The 20,304-nt window shown below is 46.7% G+C and carries 16 protein-coding genes; 3 read left to right on the plus strand and 13 right to left on the minus strand.

Annotation, left to right across the window (positions count from 1 at the left end):
* Positions 1 to 44 precede the first annotated feature (44 nt).
* Positions 45 to 1,760 carry an AMP-binding protein gene (locus tag OLMES_RS16445; RefSeq protein ID WP_269767720.1) on the minus strand — a complete coding sequence of 572 codons (1,716 nt, stop codon included), beginning with the start codon at positions 1,758 to 1,760 and terminating at the stop codon, positions 45 to 47.
* A gap of 634 nt (positions 1,761 to 2,394) precedes the next feature.
* Between OLMES_RS16445 and OLMES_RS16450 the strand changes: the two genes are divergently transcribed.
* Positions 2,395 to 3,324: an alpha/beta hydrolase gene (locus OLMES_RS16450; protein WP_087462271.1), complete on the plus strand. Its 930-nt coding sequence runs from the start codon at positions 2,395 to 2,397 to the stop codon at positions 3,322 to 3,324.
* Positions 3,325 to 3,543: 219 nt separating this feature from the next.
* Positions 3,544 to 4,017 (plus strand): MaoC/PaaZ C-terminal domain-containing protein, encoded by a 474-nt coding sequence (locus OLMES_RS16455; protein ID WP_087462272.1) that lies wholly within the window; start codon positions 3,544 to 3,546, stop codon positions 4,015 to 4,017.
* A gap of 146 nt (positions 4,018 to 4,163) precedes the next feature.
* Here OLMES_RS16455 and OLMES_RS16460 read toward each other — a convergent pair whose 3' ends face one another.
* From OLMES_RS16460 to OLMES_RS16515, 11 genes are all read right to left on the minus strand, one after another.
* A complete protein-coding gene (locus tag OLMES_RS16460; RefSeq protein WP_087462273.1) occupies positions 4,164 to 5,159 on the minus strand; it encodes an AgmX/PglI C-terminal domain-containing protein in 996 nt (331 codons plus the stop codon).
* A gap of 2 nt (positions 5,160 to 5,161) precedes the next feature.
* Positions 5,162 to 5,668: an ExbD/TolR family protein gene (locus OLMES_RS16465; RefSeq protein WP_087462274.1), complete on the minus strand. Its 507-nt coding sequence runs from the start codon at positions 5,666 to 5,668 to the stop codon at positions 5,162 to 5,164.
* Positions 5,665 to 6,207, minus strand: coding sequence for an ExbD/TolR family protein (locus tag OLMES_RS16470; RefSeq protein WP_087462275.1), 543 nt, complete (start codon positions 6,205 to 6,207; stop codon positions 5,665 to 5,667). The genes OLMES_RS16465 and OLMES_RS16470 overlap by 4 nt, the downstream gene beginning before the upstream one ends.
* A gap of 17 nt (positions 6,208 to 6,224) precedes the next feature.
* Positions 6,225 to 6,872 (minus strand): MotA/TolQ/ExbB proton channel family protein, encoded by a 648-nt coding sequence (locus OLMES_RS16475; RefSeq protein ID WP_087462276.1) that lies wholly within the window; start codon positions 6,870 to 6,872, stop codon positions 6,225 to 6,227.
* 41 nt (positions 6,873 to 6,913) lie between these two features.
* Positions 6,914 to 7,228 carry a hypothetical protein gene (locus tag OLMES_RS16480; protein ID WP_198343008.1) on the minus strand — a complete coding sequence of 105 codons (315 nt, stop codon included), beginning with the start codon at positions 7,226 to 7,228 and terminating at the stop codon, positions 6,914 to 6,916.
* Between the two features lie 56 nt (positions 7,229 to 7,284).
* Positions 7,285 to 7,992, minus strand: a complete 708-nt coding sequence (locus OLMES_RS16485; protein ID WP_157678347.1) for a tetratricopeptide repeat protein — start codon at positions 7,990 to 7,992, stop codon at positions 7,285 to 7,287.
* A gap of 7 nt (positions 7,993 to 7,999) precedes the next feature.
* Positions 8,000 to 10,843: a tetratricopeptide repeat protein gene (locus OLMES_RS16490; protein ID WP_087462279.1), complete on the minus strand. Its 2,844-nt coding sequence runs from the start codon at positions 10,841 to 10,843 to the stop codon at positions 8,000 to 8,002.
* Entirely contained in the window at positions 10,840 to 12,843 is a 2,004-nt protein-coding gene (locus OLMES_RS16495) for a coiled-coil domain-containing protein (protein ID WP_157678348.1), read from the minus strand. The genes OLMES_RS16490 and OLMES_RS16495 overlap by 4 nt, the downstream gene beginning before the upstream one ends.
* A gap of 72 nt (positions 12,844 to 12,915) precedes the next feature.
* Positions 12,916 to 13,479, minus strand: a complete 564-nt coding sequence (locus OLMES_RS16500) for a hypothetical protein (RefSeq protein WP_087462281.1) — start codon at positions 13,477 to 13,479, stop codon at positions 12,916 to 12,918.
* A gap of 544 nt (positions 13,480 to 14,023) precedes the next feature.
* Positions 14,024 to 15,202: a vWA domain-containing protein gene (locus OLMES_RS16510; RefSeq protein ID WP_087462283.1), complete on the minus strand. Its 1,179-nt coding sequence runs from the start codon at positions 15,200 to 15,202 to the stop codon at positions 14,024 to 14,026.
* A 7-nt stretch (positions 15,203 to 15,209) separates the two neighbouring features.
* Positions 15,210 to 16,052 (minus strand): AAA family ATPase, encoded by an 843-nt coding sequence (locus tag OLMES_RS16515; protein ID WP_087462284.1) that lies wholly within the window; start codon positions 16,050 to 16,052, stop codon positions 15,210 to 15,212.
* Positions 16,053 to 16,465: 413 nt separating this feature from the next.
* Between OLMES_RS16515 and cysK the strand changes: the two genes are divergently transcribed.
* Positions 16,466 to 17,434, plus strand: coding sequence for a cysteine synthase A (gene cysK / locus OLMES_RS16520; protein ID WP_087462285.1), 969 nt, complete (start codon positions 16,466 to 16,468; stop codon positions 17,432 to 17,434).
* A gap of 130 nt (positions 17,435 to 17,564) precedes the next feature.
* On the opposite strand, the gene OLMES_RS16525 is transcribed toward cysK, so the two are convergent.
* Positions 17,565 to 20,225, minus strand: a complete 2,661-nt coding sequence (locus tag OLMES_RS16525; protein ID WP_087462286.1) for a VWA domain-containing protein — start codon at positions 20,223 to 20,225, stop codon at positions 17,565 to 17,567.
* Positions 20,226 to 20,304: the final 79 nt, after the last annotated feature.

Genomic DNA, 20,304 nt, shown 5'->3' on the forward strand with positions numbered 1-20,304 from the left:
TAACCACTGCGGGCTGGACGTGAGTTATCCCTGAATCAGTAACATCAGGCTGCTGATTCGTTCTTTTTCACTTCTTCATCACGCAATTCACGGCGAAGAATCTTACCCACATTTGTTTTGGGTAGTTCATCCCGGAACTCGATGACTTTTGGCACCTTGTATGCTGTTAAACGCTCGCGGCAATATTCCTTCACATCGCTTGAGCTTAAATTCGGGTTAGACGTAACGGCAAAGACTTTAACGGCTTCACCACTTTTGAGGTCTGGCACACCAATCGCGGCACATTCCACAATTTCAGGGTGACTGGTTACAACGTCTTCAATTTCATTTGGATAAACGTTGAATCCGGATACCAGAATCATATCCTTTTTACGATCAACAATACGGACGAAGCCATCATCCTGGATTACCGCGACATCACCGGTTTTGATCCAGCCATCTTCCGTTATCGTCTTGGCTGTTTCATCCGGACGTTGCCAGTATCCCTTCATAACCTGAGGCCCCTTGACACACAGCTCTCCGGGTTCACCCAATGGCAAGTCATTGCCATCATCATCAATTGTTTTCAACAGGGTACCGGGAATCGGCAAGCCGATCGTACCAATTTGAATTGCATTCATCGGATTGATGGACACCACAGGTGAGGTTTCTGTCATACCGTAACCTTCCGCAATATCGCACCCGGTTACTGTCTTCCACATTTTCGCGGTATCACTGGTTAACGCCATCCCCCCTGAAGCGGTAATTTTCAGGCTACTGAAATCCAGATCTTGGAAATCCTCGTTGTTGCACAATGCAACAAACAAAGTATTGAGTCCCAGAAATGCCGTAAACTTCCACTTTTTAAGCTCTTTGGCAAAGCCGGGAATGTCTCTCGGATTGGGAATCAATACACTGTGATTGCCCGTCTCGACCATGATTCCGCAGTTAAGCGTGAAAGAATAAATATGGTACAACGGCAATGGTGCAATAACTGTTTCCTGCCCTTCGCCGAGCTTGGTCAACAACACCGGCTTGGTTTGGAGCAGGTTCGCAACGAGGTTGCGGTGCGTTAACATCGCGCCTTTTGCAACACCGGTCGTTCCGCCAGTGTATTGCAAGACAGCAAGATCATCCGCATCAATACTCACCGGATGGAAGGTAAATTTTGCACCATCTTTCATCGCCTGGGTGAATGGTATTGCACCCGGAATATTGTAAGGCGGCACCATTTTCTTCACATACTTAACCGCAGCGTTCATGATGGTTCGCTTCAAAGGCGCGTGCATATCGGCAAGTTCCGTGACAATCACGGTTTCAATACCGGTATGGGGTAATACCGCCTCTGCCATATGCGCCATATTCGCAAGCACAACCAGAGCCTTTGCTCCAGAGTCATTGAACTGATGCTCCATCTCACGGGTGGTGTACAGCGGATTGGTATTCACGACAACCAGCCCGGCGCGCATTGCACCAAACACAACAACAGGGTATTGAGTCAGGTTGGGTAACTGAATGGCGATTCGATCACCAGGCTTCAGATTCGTCTTGTTTTGCAGATATGCCGCAAACTCTTTTGTCTTCCGGTCCAGGTCTGCATAAGTTAATGTAGCTCCAACCGCGGTAAATGCAGGTTTGGTGGCAAACCGTTTGAATGATTTTTCGATCATATCAACAATGCTGGAATACTGATTCAAATCAGCGTCCGGCGAGATACCAGCCGGGTATTTATCACTGAAAAAATCTTTAATTTCCTGTTCGGACATCGCACCATTTGCCATAAAAGTTACCTTTTCTTCCTGTTTAGTGATTTTAGCGACCTCTAACCATGCAGCTTAATCTACCACCCTAATATTGCTTTTTTCCTTCGGGCTGCTGCAAGAGGCCCCTTCTATTATTGATCTAGAACCGGACTCCGCCTTTTAGAGGGCGTATTTTCCTCGCGTTGGTGCTAAAAAATCAAGTTTTGTCACTAAAAACCGGATATTTTTATAGTAAGCTCCAGTTCAATCCCCTCAAAGATAAAAGTACACTCGTACCAGAAAACCGTTTCGAGTAGGCTAAAAAGTACTTTTTGGTGAGGCCGTAAAATACATCCTGTAATTTGCACGCAAATTTCGTCAGGTTTTCGCTTACGATCACATCCCCTATATGGGGGATAGAAAATGAACTTTTTTAATTGAATGTGACTAAATCAGGTGATTATTAATTTTCTTTTTTGAATGAATAAGATCTAATAGCGATAGAAATTCCGATTTATAACAGTTCGGATTTCGAATTTAGCTAACAGATGTATGTTGGGATTCAATACCACCGACAACACACTGATTAAATCAGACCAAACTCAATCGGGCCGCCCAGGTTATCAACCTCGCGCAATCGATATTCGCAATAATATTCAGTACGGATAGTTCTATGAACAATCAAACCGCCTACCTGGACACTCCAGACCACTACAAAATCCCGCTTCGAATCTGGCAGAGTTCAACGAAAGGCAAACCTAAAGGTGTACTGCACCTGTCCCATGGTATGGCTGAACATAGTGGTCGCTACGAAACATTTGCAAAAGCATTGAACCGCTCAGGTTTTCACGTAGTTGCTCACGATCACCGTGGCCACGGAGAAAGCATTGGCGATTGTGCAGGGTACTATAGCAAGCAAAACGGCTGGGACCTCGTTACATCGGATATCGGAATCGTACATCAGTTTATTGATCAGGAGTTTCCGTCATTACCAAAATTTGCCTTTGGCCACAGTATGGGGTCATTTATATTGATGGGCTACCTGATGCGCAATCCGGATTGTCGTCTTTCAGGGATTATATTGTCGGGTTCAAATTACTCCCCTCCCTCCAAGTACAAGGCACTCCAGCCCATCCTGAAAGCTGAAAAAATTCGCCTCGGTGCTCAGGGTAGAAGCCCTGTGATTAAAATGCTTACCTTTGGCAGCTTTAACAATAAATTCAAACCCAGCAGAACCGAATACGACTGGTTATCAAGAGACCCGGCAGAAGTCGATAAATACATCGCAGATGAGCAATGTGGATTCTTCTCCACCATTCAACTCTGGGAAGACCTCACCGCAGGTTTGATCGAAATCTCCCGCCCCAAGAGTTTTCAGAAATTTCCATCACAAGTACCGCTGTATCTCTTTGCAGGGGATCAGGACCCTGTAGGCGGCCATGGAAAAGGTGTTTCACAACTCGCAGGGCGCTTCATTTTTTCAGGCCATCAGGATGTGACTATTCGGCTTTACCACGAAGGACGTCATGAGATGCTTAACGAAACAAACTCAAAGCAAGTGATTGCGGAGCTGACTCATTGGCTCAACTTGAAAATAAAGTGAACTTTCCGCGCGTAATTACGGCCACAACGGCCATTAATAATAATCGCGAAAGCCATTGGGCACGAATTCAATCACGATGAGTTCAATATCAATTACGTCTATTGCGTTATCATTACTGTGTAACAGGATTGGGTTAAAACGCTACTCGGGCTAGGAGAATACCTGTAACAGCGTTAGAATAAACCAACACTGAACACTGCAAACAAAGAGCTCGAATCAATGGAAAATATTACGTACGAAGAACTTCAGATTGGCGACAGTGCAACATTCTCGAAAACACTCACAGAGAATGAGCTGGTACTTTTTGCCGCCGTATCGGGCGATGTAAACCCGGTGCACCTGGACAGCGACTTCGCGAAGGGAACCATGTTTAAAGAGCGGATAGCCCATGGTATGTGGTCTGGAGCGTTGGTCTCTGCAGCGCTCGCTACCGTTTTACCTGGACCTGGAACGATCTATTTGGGCCAGGAGCTTAGCTTCAAGCGTCCGGTAAAAATCGATGACACGCTAACAGTGAAATTGACCGTCGCCAAAAAAGAAGAGAAAAACCGAGTCATCATCGATTGTCTTGTGAGCAACCAGAAAGATGAAACCGTGGTTACAGGCACTGCAACGGTAATGGCACCGACCGAAAAACTCTCAATTGACAAACCAACACTTCCACCAATTACAATTGGTGGTTCTGAAATCTAGTTCTTATTTTGAAATCTGGTTTCTATTAATCAGGGTGAGCATTGAGCAATAGCCTGTATAAATTAGAAGATCACCAGGGAAACAAAAGCCCAACTAAATGTTGGGCTTTTTTATGGGAAAGCGACAATAAGCCGCTCATCAATCTATCAGGTTGGCAAAAAGTCTATTGGGAACTTGATAACGGTCTGTCCCAGGCGTTTTTCGCCAAAATTGAACAATTTTACCCGGGCAGCAATCTTCCGTTCCAGCGCGGTATCCCCCAACTCAGAAGAAACAACTCGACAAGCAGATACGGCTCCAGACGGTTCAATTACCAATTCAAGCAGAAGCTGCCCTTTCAACGAAGGGTTTTTCCGCAAGGCACGATTATAGATACTGTAAAGCTTTGACTGATTCCGATCGAATACTCGCCTGATCTCCTCAATACTTCGCTGACCCAGTGCTTTGGGTTTGGCTTTTGCGGCTATCTGCTCCACCTCTTCTTTTCGCGCTTCGAGCGTGACGTCTTTCTTGTTACTCAACACAACCGTCTCAGCCGCGACCTGCATGCTTGAGGTATCAATACCGCCGCTGGTACGGCTCACAGCACTTGCGCTAACGGCTGAACTGCTCCCCTCGGGAATCTTCGCTGAAATCGTCTTCGCCTGAAGTGACTTATTCTGAAGATTAAGCGCGCCAACATCTAACGTATCTCGCATATCTGCCAAGTCATCTTGCAACGCTAACAGGCCGGACTGCTTGGCCACCTCCCTCGCTTGTTCTACCGTCTGAGGTTTTTTAATCTCCGGTTTGGGTGGTTCCGGCTTGGGTGGCTCCTGTTTTTCTGGTTCCGGCTCAGGTTCTGGCTCCGGAATTTCCTCCGGTTTCTCTTCGGGTACAGGCTCTTCCTCTACTTTTGGGGGCTCAGGTACCTCAATGACTTTTTGCTCCACCTCTTGCTTTTCAATCAGTAATTTAGCCAACTGAGGCGGAATAGACTCTAATGCCTTCCGATCCGGTTCCGGTAACTCGATCATAGGAATAACCAGTGCCAGTGGTATGAAAATCACAAGCACCAGACATAACACCAGGATGAAACGGTTTCGTTCTTCCCGTTCTTGCGCCCAAGGTAATATCAAATTGTCAGAATACAGCTGTGCCATGCTCAAGCCCCCTTCTGACTGATTTTGTTTACCGCGAGGGAAATTTGAGTGTACTGAGCCTCAACGCAAGTACTCATTATGCGTTTTAAAACAGCATAGGAGATATTCTTGTCCCCCATAATGGTAATAAAACCACCCTGGCCAGATTCCGGATTGATTGCCACGCCGGTTTTCTGGGCTTGATATTCCAACTCGGCCTTCAGCCCGGCAACAATATCCTGACTTTGACTCAATACTTCCTGAATACCGGCCACCCTTCGTCCCTGGACGATAATATCCTCAGGCGTCACTTTGATGATTAACGTCTCTTTAGGGGCTTGCTCTGCAATGGATACAGGCAATTTAACGCTACTGTCCTGTTGCAGCACTTGAACATCGGAAGAATTCACCATCAGGAAAAAGACCAAAATAGTGAAAATATCCATCAAAGAAACCAGGTTAAGGCCCCCTTTTTTATGCATCCTGGTGTAATGCCGCTTCATGCGACGAGCACGACGGGATTCCTTCATTGCTCAGTACCTCCCGATAAGCTCTGAGATTCGCCAGGATCGGCATCCAAAACAGGTGCATCACCAATTGAAATCTCCGGAAACAGTTCAGCCTCCACAACACTGGCCACGACTACCGTCGGGTAAGAGCGCACTGTATCCATAACGGTTACCAGCGTTTGATAGTGTGTACCGGGCTCAGATAACAACGTGATATCTTTTTTCTCGGGTAATCGAGCCTTGATTTGTTTCAACAGCGCTCTCAACGTGTCGAAATCATAGCCTTCAGCGGTGTTGTCGATCTTTTTGATCAATCCAGCTTGTGAATCGGCCAAAACTAAAGCCGCCTCTCGGATCACAACCTGGAGTTGCAATGGAGGAGGCTCATTACTCTGTGTGTCTTCCTTGGACTCGCTAACCGGAAAGTTGAGCTCCAGAATACTGGTATGGGCAAATACCATACTGATCAGCAATACCGGCACCAATACAATCATCAAATTCATGAATGCGGTGATATCCAGCTCAGCCTCAGACACAATCTTGCGATGTTTACGTCTCATAGGGTGTCCGACTGGGTCTACTTGGTTTGGAGGTCAGTATTTTGCTCAGAGATAATGTTCAGAAATTTAATCCCTGCCATTTCGAAGCTGTCGACAATTTCATTGGTTTTCGTTTGCAAAACAGCATGAAATAACAATAACGGTATGGCGGACATCAGGCCAAATGCAGTTGTATTCATCGCGACAGAAATACTCTGGGACAGCAGATTTGCTTTTTCGGCTGGATCAGCATTGGCTACCGCGGTAAATGCGGCAATCAAACCGATAATGGTACCCAAAAGGCCCAGTAACGTTGAGATGTTCGCCAAAGTCGCTAAATATTGGGTACGTTTTTCCAATCGAGGCAATGTTTCCATTAAACCTTCTTCCATTGCGTACTCAATATCCTCCCTGCTTTGCTGATTCAGCAGGCGACTCACACCGGCCCCCATAACCGCAGCAATGGCAGTACCGGATTGGTTTGAGTACTTTAACGCAGACTTGTATTCTTTCTTTTGCAACAGCGGCAAGATGCCACGGTCGAATGCCATGCGGTTTGCGCCTTTTGCTCGTGACAAATAGATATAACGCTCTAATGCGATGGCCAAACCAATCATTAAAACGATACCAATGGGGTACATAAAAACCCCACCCTCTTGAAAAAAGCGTACCACTGTATCAAACATTACTCTTCACTCCATACAAATCGCGTTATATTTCCTGGCGGTTATTCATTATCGGGCAACGCAGGCACAGTAACTCCGTTGTCCTGATGATACTTAAGTTGTTTTCGGAACAGCTCGGGCTCAATAAATCCCAAAGCCTGTTCGCCATCAACCAGCCCCCCATCAACCAGAGCAGTAGAAGGCGGATGGCTGATTTCCTGGGATTTCACATTCGCCCCCCAGGGAACTATAAAAAGTACTTTAGGCTGCTCATCATTGCCCTTTACAGAAATCCCCTCAATTTCAAGCACGTCTGCAGCATATGCCTGAGAAATGAACAAGAAACTTGCCATTCGGACCAAAAACTTTCTAGCCAAAACCGTTTACTCCCAAATGTGGCACCCCCTCAAAGATAACTCCGTGCCGATACCGTTTATTCAACACGTCGCTCCAAGTCGACAATCCATTGCTCTACTTGCGCATCAGGGAGATTCGCAAAATTTTGATACTGACGATAGTGGCGCAGTGCTTTTTGAGGTTCATGTAAATACAAATCGAGCAGAACGCCTAAAGAATAGTGCAGTTCGGGTGAACGCGGATATCGTTTCAAACCGGTTTCAAGAAGCTGGCTTGCCTCCATAAAGCGCCCTTCCCGCCTTAATATATTACTGAGATTGTTTACCGCCAGAGGCTGGGCGGGATTAAGTGACAACGCTTTATTGTAGTAATCTCGTGCCTCGGCCAAATCCGTTTGCTGCTCGGCAATCGCACCTAGATTGGCATAAATTCCAGCCGCTTCCGGGACAAGCTCTTCAAGTGCCTCAAGTTCAGATTTGGCCTGCTCAATAGCACCGTTTTCCAGCAGCTTAACGGCATTCAGATATTGTAATTTAGTCTCTTCCGGCACAATCACAACCGAAATAGGTGGCAGCACATCGCTAGAGTGCATTGTGTCAGAATGGGCGGCCGGGTCACCAGCGGCTCCTGAATGATCAATTGTGCTGTTGGTGGCAAGTCCACTTGTACTGGACATGCTCTCCGGAACGCCAGAGGGTTGTTCCGGTGCACTTGCACATGCAGTGAGAAACACAGCGATTAATGCGGGGAAAAGGCGGTGCTTGTCGCCAAGTGGAGTTAGCATTTTATTCTTAAAAAAGCTCACGGGTACTACCTATAACCTTTTCATCCCTGACATATCGAACAGGAAATATTTTAGCTAATTCACGATAACTTTCCTGTATCCACTTATCAAATACCGCATTGCGCGTGTGTTGGATGTTGGTTTCGTGAAGTTCTATTGATTTTTCTTCAAAAGGATACGCTTGCTCTTCAAGCAGCAACATGTATTGCTCGGCTTGAAGCTCATCAAGGCTCGATGGTATTTCGGCATTCAACAGATCACGACTCAACTGGCCATAGACCGACGCGAGTTGATAAGTGCTCTGGGTAGCCAATTGTGAGACACCATAAGCTGCTACTTGCTGGTAGAGCTCGACAACTTCCTTGAGACTGGCTTTTTTTCGCGACAAACTCTTCTTTAGCGGCGTTCTGATCTGGATTTTATCAAAATCCATTTTCGCCTCTTCTGCGAACACCAGTGTTGCTTCGGCTGCCAACAATATGGATCGGTCTGTCCGTTCAGCTCCAGCCTGTCTATCGCCTTCAATAATCTTTCGCAACCATTGGTGATGGCGTTTGGTTTGCTTGCGCTGCAGATAGTAGTTTGCAACTTGTTGACGAGCCTCCAGGGCAAATACATAAGGCGCGGGATACTGAGCTTCATATTTCGTGTAAAGTCGAATCGCTCTATCCTGCTGACCCGCTTTAATGAACAATTCCGCAGCCTGGTACAAGGCTTTTCGAGCCACCTCTGCGTCCGGGGTTTGCGCTGCAAAGCGCTCAAGTTCGTCAGCCGCATAGAGGTCTTGTTCACTGTTCAGGTAGGCAACAATTAGCTTTTCCGAAATGGATTGAGTTAAAGCGTGCTCAGGAAAATCCTGTCGAAATTCCACTAGAACAGGGATTGCACGCTTCCACTCTTTGCGATTCAGTAACTCTGCTGCCGCGTCATAACGTGCATTAATCCGTATCGGGCTATCCGGAGCAATTTTCTCGATGCGCAGGTAGTCCTCAACAGCCTGTTGCCATTGACCCCGTTTGTTCGCAATCTCGGCTGCTTTGTATATCGCCGCCGCAATTTGCTCAGTTACGATAACATATTGTTGATCTTTCTTTGGAATGAGTTTTAATGCCGCCAATAATGCTTTTTCAGACTGGCCAAACTCCCCCATTTCGAATTGGGCTTGCCCTTGCACGAGCCAGGCCGCCTTGAGGACATTGTCATCCTGACTGCCAATTTCAACGATGCGACGGGCAACATCCGCCGCCCTGAGATAGTTGCCACCCGAAAGTAAATCATTGGCGGCAACGGATAATACCTGGGGCGTTCGCTTGTCTTTTGGAAAGCTTTCTGCAAATTTCAGCGCATATTTAATCTGACGTGATTCATTCGCTGAATCACCTGTTTGTTCATTGGCAGCGAGTCGATCCAGCGCTACCAATGCAGAATAGCCGGATTCATGGCTGTCTTTGTGTTTCGCCACTAAGTATGCCGAACGGTAATAAACCTGAGCGGCCTTTTCAAATTTTCCGGCTCGAAAATAACCCTCTGCTGCCAGATGCAGCTTTTCCCCGGCATCTTCCGCGCCCGAATCGAGGTCGGCATACTCTTCGTAATACTCCGCAGCGCGCAGATATAGCTGATTCCGGGCGTCTGCTTTTTTGGCGCTTTGGGCAGCAACGAAATCAAGATGGGACAGATCATTCAAATAGGCTTTCAGACTGGGGGTAATATTGCCCCGGCGTTCTTCACCTGCCTCAAGTAAAAAACCACTGCGTAAACCATAATTTTGTACAAACAAGCGTTTCTCGTCCCAAACCTGTTGGGAAAACCGTGCCGCTTTGTAGGTGTCAATAATCTTTACAGCAAACAAAGGCGCAGCATTACTCCCTGGGTTTCTTTCAATAAAGTTACGGTTTACTGTAACGCTGTCTTCATATCGTTCCTGGTTCAGATAAAAATCCGACAGGTTTCGATATAGTCGATCCGCATAGGGTTTCCGCCCAACCGAGGAGAACAACTGATCAATCGGATCGCGATGTTCACTGTAGGAAAAGACGATACTCATAATTCTCAACGTGTCTTGAACCGTCTGTAAATTAATACCTTCCAGCTGATCGAAATCGGCATTATCAGCATACATCAGGTCGAGAAATTGCGTGAATCGGGCCAAGGCTTCATCCTGTCTGCCCTGTTTAAACACAGACCAGCCAAGCATAAACCCGGCTTTGGAATGAAATCGCGTGCCAACACCGGCAGAAAGTACTTTTTGATACGCCTTTTCAGCCGCACGGTACTCGCCCTCTGAAAACGCAAATTCAGCCAGCCTGAACCACGACTCAGTTGCAAAATCAGACCTGGGAAATTGCCCGACCAACCGTTTTAGTGAAGCTATAGCTTTTTCTCTCTGCCCCAGGGCATCTTGAGAACGAGCCGATTGGTACAACAGCATGTCCACCGGGTATACTGGATCAGCAGACGACATCAATTGCTCAAAACTAGCCAACGCACGCCTGTGCATCTGTATCTCGTCCGCCTCGCTCAACTCCTGGTCACTACCAAAACGCTGCTCCAGTGCGGTAATTCGCAGTAACGCATCAACCCGAATAACCGGGTCTGCGGTGGTGTTGAACAACAATCTGTAACGCCTGATCACCTCCTTGGCAGGAACCAGGGGTGAAGCTTCTGAGGAAAAATCAATAAAGGGTGGTTTGATATCTCCAATTGTTTTTTCCTCAGTCGAGAACTCAAATGTAACGGGCTCTGCAGCGACAATAAACTTTGAATTTACAATCAGCGCCAAGGTTGCAGTCAGGGCCAACAACCGAGTAAAAAATATAAATCCAACCTTCAACCGGAAACCTGCAATCATTTGGTTTCCTCCTGAGCTGCCTCGGATTCCCGCCCGCTGTTAAGTTGTTCCAACCTCAATTGTTCCTCTTCTTTTTTCCGTGCGGCTTCTGCGCGTTTCTTCTCCAGTTCATCCCGCTCAATCAATAATGTCTCATACAAATGGGCCAGCGCCTGCTGAGCGATATCGTGATAACGCGTCATCTCCGTTCGCTTGGCTTCAAGACGCTTGATCACTTCATCAGTCAATACCTGATCAACTTCAGCACGCAAAGTGGAACACCGTTGTAAAGCATCCTTCACACGAACCGATTCCCGGAGAACGTTGTCCAGCAGTGAGTCGAAACGCACAGGACCATCCGAAACAATCTTCTCAAAGGCAGAAATACTGCCCTCATAGCGATTAATTTCCCGCTGCAAAGCCGCCAAATCATCCTCTATATCAGCAACATTTCTAAGATAATCCTGGCTTGCCTTCCACAACAACAGACCATTCACACGTTCCAGCCGTAGATTCAAATCCTCTTGCATGGAGCCTGTGACTTTGCCTTTTTTGACATAATTTCGATAATTCTGTTTTAAACGCTGAGCGTGTGCATACTGCTCTTGAACTTCTGGCTTGGCTAAATAGATAAACTCTTTATTCTGTTGCGCCTGGCGCAGCTCTTTTTCCAGAGATTCCGCGCGATTTTGCATTTTTTCCACCAGATTCTTGGCTTTTACAGCGGAAATAAGCGCGTTCCCCTGGCGGAACCCATTTCGTCGCTGTTGGAGCATCCCCTCAAAAACAGTTAAATCGGACTGCCATTCGCTCAAATTTTGTTCAAGCATAATCAACTCTTCGAGCGACTCCACTAAACTGAAAACTTCGCCGTCATTTATCAATGCGTTCATGTAGGCTACTTTCGGCGTGTTATCCGCAATACCGTCTTCAAGAAACCATTCCAGGGTATCCAGTTCACTTTCCTGAATGAGCGCGGCATCTGCCCCCAGTTTCCTTACTGTATTGATGACCGTATCAAGTGTTCTGACCTCTTTATCCAGAACGGAGATTGATTCCAGATAGCTTCTGGAAGCGCGTCCGCGATAACCTTCGTGTTGATAGGCGTATGCGATCCCCAGAAACGCATCAGCCACACCCGGTACAACCATTGGATAACGCTTGGCCCGATGCCAGGACTGAATCGCCTGGCGGAATTGATTACGCTGTAAATAGGTGAGTCCGTGCAAGTACAATGCAGTTGGCGTAATTGGGCTATCGACACGGATGCGATTCAAAAATCCAAGGGTTTTATCGAATTCACCACCCTGTAATGCCAAGACCGCTGAAGCCATGTAAATACGATCCGCTAACGCTCCGGGTTCATCTACACTGAGATAATCCTTCTTGACTTGTTGACTCAGCGCGTCGGCAACACGCAATGAAATGATGGAGCGGGCATTATTACTGTCTTTTTGCTGGTAGGATTTGGCGAGATTGTAATAGGCGTACCCAGCCCATGCCCCCTCTTGCATTTGTTGCAGAATATCTGCTGCTTTGGCAACTTGTTCAGTGCGCATATTCGCCGCAGCATAATAGTACTGATAATGAGGCAGTAACTTTCGGTCCAGGCCATTTACCCTTTTGAGAGAGGCCAACGCGCCCGGGAAATCACCATGTTTATACTGAATTCTGCCCAAACGGAAGAATGCTTCGGCAGCGATTCGTCCGCCCTTGTTTTTTGCCAGTAATTCCAACTGGGACTGTGCACGATTTGTAACGCCAAACTCTGCCAGCGATTCCGCAATCAGAAATGCTAATCGCTCATCAATCTCAAGCAATCCGGGATCTTGAGGTGATACCGGGGCCTCGATAAGTGCTTTGAAGTAATTTTGCTGATGGTAATCATACAACATCACACCTCGGGCAAGTTCAGGCGGCAAGTCCTCCCCATGCGCTGTGATTGGGGCCACCAGAAATGGCAAAAACAACAAGGCGAACAATCCCTTGACAGAATTTATTCCCTTTCTTGCTCGTGTCATGAAATACATTCTCCGTTTTAATCCTTGAAGGGTTATCGAAATAAGTCGCCTTGACTGGCAAGCTTTACCTGATTAACGCCATTCTTTTACAGAGAACTGGGGCTCTTTTTTGGTTCGAGAGTCGACAATCGAAAACTCAATCAATTTGGCATTGTCCGACTTTTCAAAAGTGTAGGTTTTTTCCCTGCGAAAATACCGCTCATCACCCTGACCGTTAAACACGGCATTGATCCGGTGGGGACCACTGGACAGATTACCGATATATAGCCGTTGAATCCCTCCCTTACTCAATGCATTCAACTCACTTTCTTTATACAGATAAGTTGTAGCCGTTTTACCATCGATTGAGATTTCAATCGAATCCAGCAGAAAGGATTCTTTGGTTTTGAGTGAAAGAAATACGGCTATCTGCGTATTTGCGGGATGAATAATTGCCTCTTCCAATTCAAATAGCTCGCGGTTGAGCTGCACAACCTCATCTTTTAACTGACCCACTTTGTCATGAATGGATTCTTTGGTCGCAGATTGCGCAACAACTGTGAAACCGAAAAAAAACAGTAATCCGAGAAAAAACTGAAACCCGAGAAAATCCCGAAACCAAAGAAGAGAGGCTGATATTTTTATTCCATTTACCATATTGAATCTAACCAAAAGAAAAACACCTCGAACACGAAGCCGGAAAAATAAGCCATCATTGATGCCGCTGCAGATGCCGAATTTCGACCGTTCTTATACATAACAAGCTGATTTACAAATAGTAACATCAAAATCGGAGTGTGAACCGATACTTCGATCACCAATCCGTGATTCAACCGTTAATTCTAGTGGGTTTAAACAGAAAAATGGTACAAACAGCACAAATGACAATAATAATTTCTAACCCGAGGCACTGAGGATATTCACTGGCAGACCCGAAACGGTGTCAAATTAGTTTACACAATTTTACATCTGACTAGAGTAAATAAAGAAAGGACAAAAGTATCACCCTGAATTTTAGACACTTTTCTAATTTTGGTATCTTAACTGCTGGGATAGCAGTGCTTAGACAAAGACAGTAGCTTGAGGTGGTCTCGATTTTGACGTTCATGGGGTAAGCTCATCAATGCCAAGTCCAGCCTTTCACTACTGGACTTGGAACCGAGATCGCTGATGGACTCAACCCCATCAGCTTTTTTTATTACTATTTGGAGAGTGACTTCATCCCTGCTTCCAGGCCTTCAAGGGTTAGAGGATACATTTCATTCTCGACCAGATCCCGTGTAATCCCCAACGAACCACCCGACCCCCAATAGTTCTCCGGCATCGGATTGAGCCAGATAACCTTTCGAAAGTGGTCTTTTAGACGCTGCATCCATACTGCACCCGGTTCTTCATTCCAGTGTTCAATACTGCCGCCAGCCTGGGTAATTTCGTACGGTGCCATCGAGGCATCTCCGACAAAAATCACTTTGTAATCCGGTGTATATTTATGGATTACATCCCAAACTGATGTCGTTTCGTTGGTTCGACGAATATTATTTTTCCAGACACTTTCATATACAAAGTTATGGAAATAAAAATACTCCAGGTGTTTGAACTCCGCCCGACAGGCAGAAAAAAGCTCTTCACAAACTTTAATATGGGGATCCATTGAGCCACCCACATCGAGAAACAGTAATACCTTTACACTATTATGGCGCTCAGGTACGAGCTTCAAATCAAGATAACCGCCGTTACGGGCAGTTGATGTGATCGTATCATCCAGATCCAGTTGATCTGCAGCACCTTGTCTCGCAAATTTGCGCAAACGACGCAACGCAACTTTAATATTCCGGATACCAATTGTGATACTGTCATCCAGATCCTTGAAGCCACGCTTTTCCCATACCTTTACGGCCCGTTTATTGCGAGACTTGTCCTGGCCAATCCGGAATCCTTCCGGGTTGTAACCGTTAGCACCAAATGGAGACGTCCCACCGGTACCAATCATACGATTACCGCCTTGATGACGCTTTTTCTGCTCTTCAAGACGTTTTTTAAAGGTTTCAATCAGCTCGTCAAGTCCGCCCAAGGCTTCGATCTTTGCTTTGTCTTCTTCGGATAGCTGGCGCTCGAATTCAGCTCTTAACCAATCATCGGGTATCGCCGCTTCCAAGGCCATATCGAGGGTTTCGATACCCTTGAAATATTTGTCGAAGGCACGGTCAAATTTATCGAAGTGACGCTCGTCTTTTACCAGGCACAACCGACTCAGGTAATAAAACTCTTCCATATTCGCGAAGGCAAGACGCGCCTGAAGCGCCTCGATAAGATCAAGGTACTCCCTCAGGCTCACGGGTACCCTGGCTTTTTTGACCTCCATAAAGAAATCAATAAACATAGTTCACCTAACCTCGGCGGCGCGCCATAAATGCCAGTCTTTGTAACAAATGAACATCCTGCTCATTCTTGACCAACGCGCCGTATAATGGCGGGATAGCCTGCGCGGGATCGTGCTCGAGTAACGCCTTCGCAGACAATTCATCAGCCATCAAGAGTTTCAGCCAGTCGATTAATTCGGAAGTGGAAGGCTTTTTCTTCATCCCCGGAACCTTGCGCACATCAAAGAATATTTCCAGTGCGTCTTTTACCAGTTCCTTTTGCGCTTGGGGGAAATGTACATCCACGATGTCCTGCATGGTTTCCGCATCGGGGAAGTTTATGTAGTGGAAGAAACAGCGACGCAGGAAGGCGTCTGGCAGCTCTTTCTCATTGTTACTGGTGATGATAACGATAGGACGGTTTTTCGCTACGATACGTTCTTTTGTTTCGTACACATAGAATTCCATTTTATCCAGCTCGAGCAGCAGGTCGTTCGGGAATTCAATGTCGGCTTTGTCGATTTCATCAATCAGGAGAATGCATTGCTCTTCAGCTGAAAACGCCTCCCAAAGCTTTCCTTTCACAATATAGTTCGAAATATCGTGAACTTTATCATCACCCAGTTGAGAATCCCGAAGGCGCGATACAGCATCATACTCGTACAAGCCTTGTTGGGCTTTAGTTGTTGATTTAATGTGCCACTGAATCAATGGAGCGCCCAATGCTTTAGCGAGTTCTTCTGCCAACAGCGTTTTACCTGTTCCCGGCTCACCTTTGATCAACAGCGGTCGTTGCAACACGATAGCAGCGTTAACTGCCATTTGCAGATCTTCTGTTGCCACATAGTTTTCGGTACCTGTAAATTTCATAGCGCTCTCTTCTTTCAATAATAAAATAATATTCTAATTTAGTCCGATTCGAACCCAAGTATATTACGAAGAAAGATACGGCACAATTCTGGTCATTTTTTACTACATTCTACTGCCATACTCAGGCTTTCCCGCACAGGTTGTTCAAATAAACAGAAAAATCTATTGTTTCGGATCAAAGCTACGGAATATCGCGACACAAAATTGAATCTCATGCGACAAAGGACTAAGCTAAAGTGCCATATTCCCAGGGCACAGGAAGGTAGCCCGACGCCTACACCAACACACTCCTGAAGTATCAGGCCAGGTCATAGCAAAGCGATATCGATTCACAGTTCGAACCGGTATGACGCATTTCTTGCCACCACCAAACGCCTGGGCACTTCATGGATTTACGACATCAAGGAAAAAACATGACCAAAATTTATGAGGACAACTCTCAATCCATCGGCAATACACCCTTGGTAAAACTCAACCGGGTTACTACAGGAAATGTCTACGCCAAAATTGAAGGGCGCAACCCGGCCTACTCGGTAAAGTGCCGGATAGGTGCCAATATGGTCTGGGATGCCGAAAAGCGAGGCGTATTGAAGCCTGGCATGACAATCGTTGAACCCACCAGTGGCAACACCGGTATTGCACTGGCTTTCGTCGCGGCTTCCCGCGGCTACAACCTGGTGTTGACGATGCCGGCATCCATGAGTCTGGAACGCAGAAAAGTAATGAATGCGCTCGGCGCAGACATTGTTCTGACAGAGCCGCCAAAAGGCATGAAAGGTGCAATCGAAAAGGCACAGGCACTGGTCGATGAAAACCCGGACACCCATATCATGTTGCAGCAGTTTGAGAATCCAGCGAATCCGGAAATTCACGAAAAGACTACAGGCCCAGAAATCTGGAATGACACAGATGGCAACATCGACGTCTTGGTCGCTGGTGTCGGCACCGGTGGAACCATTACCGGCGTATCGAGATACATCAAACAAGAAAAGGGCAAAGCGATTGTCTCCGTAGCGGTTGAGCCCACTGCATCCCCCGTTATTACGCAAACCATGGCCAGCCAGGATCCGACCCCCTCCCCCCATAAAATCCAGGGCATCGGTGCAGGATTTGTTCCGAAGAATCTCGACCTCTCAATCGTTGATCGGGTGGAACAGGTAACCAATGAAGAGGCAATTGAATTCGCCCATCGACTCATGCGAGAAGAAGGCATACTCTGTGGTATTTCTTGTGGTGCTGCAGCGGCAGCAGCGGTGAGACTGGCCGAACAGCCCGAATTCAAAGACAAGAATATTGTGGTCATTCTGCCCGACTCGGGCGAACGCTACTTGAGCTCCCCACTGTTTGAAGGTCGCTTTAGTGAGCTGGAAAATGTACAGTAAGCGCTCTTCTTAGCGCGCTTATACAGTCCAAAAGCGCTCACAACTGTACTGAATGGCAAGCTTCAAAATTACTTTGAACGTGCCATATCAGTACAGTTTGAAACAAGGTCAGTACAACCTGAAACAAGGCTCAGTCCTTTTTGTCGTCTTCATCCTCCGAGGGCAGATCGTCTGTTTCCGAGATATCAAAATCTTCCAGATTAAATTCCTCGTCATCATCCTCCACGCCATTTTCGGCCAAAATATCATCTGCAATATCTTCAGCCGTTTTGCCTTCCATGACTTCATCTTCCTCAGAGAAATCATCCGCCCCGTCCATTGCATTCAATGTGGCCTCGATTTCTTCAGGGCTCATTGCCTCCGGTTCCAGTTGAGGAATCTCCTGTTCCGACTCATCAAGTCCCGGCTCATCGATATCCGGCTCATCTAAACCCGCATCCAGTTCTGACCCCCCCATACCCGGATCTTCAGACATCATATCCATATCTTCGTCGATAGCGTCCTCAAGCACAGGCGCATCCTCTGCGATGTCGTCAAGTACCGGCAGCTCATCGCCGGGGTCATCGAGATCTATAGCATCTTCCACATCCATCTTCATTTCAGGCTCTTGCGCGAACTCCTGCTCCTCAATATCTTCCGCAGCCTGAGATGCTTCTTCTGCCGCATCGGCGACCATTTGTTCCAACTCAGCGGTATCGTCCGTCATCCCGAACTCCTGATCATCAACAAAGTCCAGTTGATCATCAATATCGTCGAGGGAGTCTTCCTCAGGTATCTCAAGCACCGGCTCCTGCTTTGCAGGGGCGGCAACTGGAGCGGCCTCAGGTAAGGACTCATCGGGTTCATCAAACGTATCGGTATCGCCCAGCTCGGGGTCATCAGATCCTCTCTCCTGAGTTTCATCACCCTTCTGCTTGCCTTTGCGCATTTTCAGAAATGCGAACAGCGCACCTGCAAGCAGCAACAAACCACCGCCCGCCGCTGCACCAATCAATAGCCAATCAGGTTGCTCTTCCGGCGCAGCATCATCTGACTCATTCCCGGTAACGTCAGGGCTTTCTTGTTCCAGGGTTTCCGGTACATTAATTGGCGCGATAACAGACTCATCAGCCTCGTCCACTGACGCAGGCTCGTCTGGCTGATCCGGGTCATCCTCCACAGCGCTATCCGGTTCTGACTCCTCAGGCTCAGGAATTGATTGGATCGCCTGCGCGCCAACTTCGATGGGATAAACCGCGTCAAAAGAGCGAGGGGCGAAAGTGAATTCACCGCCATCGGTCGTTACGCCTTTTACTTTCAGCTGGACAACATATTTACCATCCCCTTTATTCGGGAAGATATCCAGCTCCCAATTACCTGATGCCTTATTAAATGGCACCGTTTTAATCAGGTTGTTTCCATCCGGCGCTTTAATCTTGGTAACAATTTTCGTTTTATCAGTATCAATTTCTTTATTTTGCGGTGCAATAACCAAACGATAAATCGATTCACCGCGATCATCTTTTGCGACGATCATTTCCAGGTTCAATGGCGATCGAAGTGTAATCACCTGGCGGTGTTTTCGCTTGAATGTTTTGCCATCAGCAAGCACGTTAACAATATAACGACCTTCCCGCCTTAATTTGCTGATATTATCTTCAAAGATTCCATTTTCTGGCGGAGCTTCTGCCTTGGACAATCGTTTCGTTCCTGATTTTCCGTCTTCTGTTTGAATATTAAGATCCACATCAATCAACTTCAGAAAATCAGGGTTAACTATAGTGCTCTCACCTTCTTTAAAAGCAACTTCCATATGCAGTGTTTGTCCGGCGAAAAAATTGGAGGGTAACTGGGCAACCTCCATTGAAAGGTTACTCACCACGGTGACTCGGGAGTCCGGAAGCAAGTCCGCTTCTATACGCCATTGCCCCTCTAAAGGTTGCTTGATGGTAACCAAGTCGTAACCTTTATCACTGTACCAGTCCACATAATCTGGTTTTTGCCCTTTGCTATAACCGTTGTCGTCCGGTTCGATAATTCGTGTGGGCTGGCTTCCGGGTTTCTTGAAAATGAGCGCTGTGAGTTCCTCAACGCTGGAATCAATATCAAATGTATTTCCTTCCAGGGGGACTTCTTCCGCGGGTACGGCCTGATCCAAAGCCCGCACAAAAATACGGGTCAAATCTTCCGATGAGTTCGCCACTTCTGCCAAACCACCGGTTTTCACCGCCAGTTTTTCCATTAGAGACAAATCGGCATTTTGAGAAAGTGCAACGGTGTGAATTCGAGCCCCGCGATCAGAAATTCGGGACAACACATCCGATAGAATACGATTACGTTCAGAGAGGTTTTTGTCCGGATCCCGATCTATATCGACAACCCCGTCCGTTAACAGGATGAAGTGCGTATTTTCAAAAGACTCACTTTTATAGAAATCATCACTCGCAGTTTCAACTGCACCACCGATATTAGTGTATAAAGCGACGGAGTTGATTTCCTTTGCTTTGTTTTTCGCCATCTTTCGCCACAAATCATCAACTTTCTGATGTTTCACCAGCATGTTAACGTATTGACCAAAAGTCCATATTCCGGCAGTGGAACCATCTGGTACTAATTCAGTCAATAAATTTACCGCGGGAATACGGAGATTATTGGGGTCATTTTTTTTCATGCTGCCAGAAATATCAATCAACACACGGACATCTGACGGCCCGTCGGCAGCAGAAACTGGCAGAGCATTAAAAAATAAAAAAAGGAAGAAACAGACAAAACCCGAATACTGTGATTTCGGGCGGAAAGGCAGAAGCCGCATTCATAATATCCTGTATTGCAAATTTGCTGTCTACTCTATTTATAGCAGCTTTTACAACAAGAACAACGCAACTTCAAAT

This window comes from Oleiphilus messinensis, assembly GCF_002162375.1.
Lineage (GTDB): Bacteria > Pseudomonadota > Gammaproteobacteria > Pseudomonadales > Oleiphilaceae > Oleiphilus > Oleiphilus messinensis.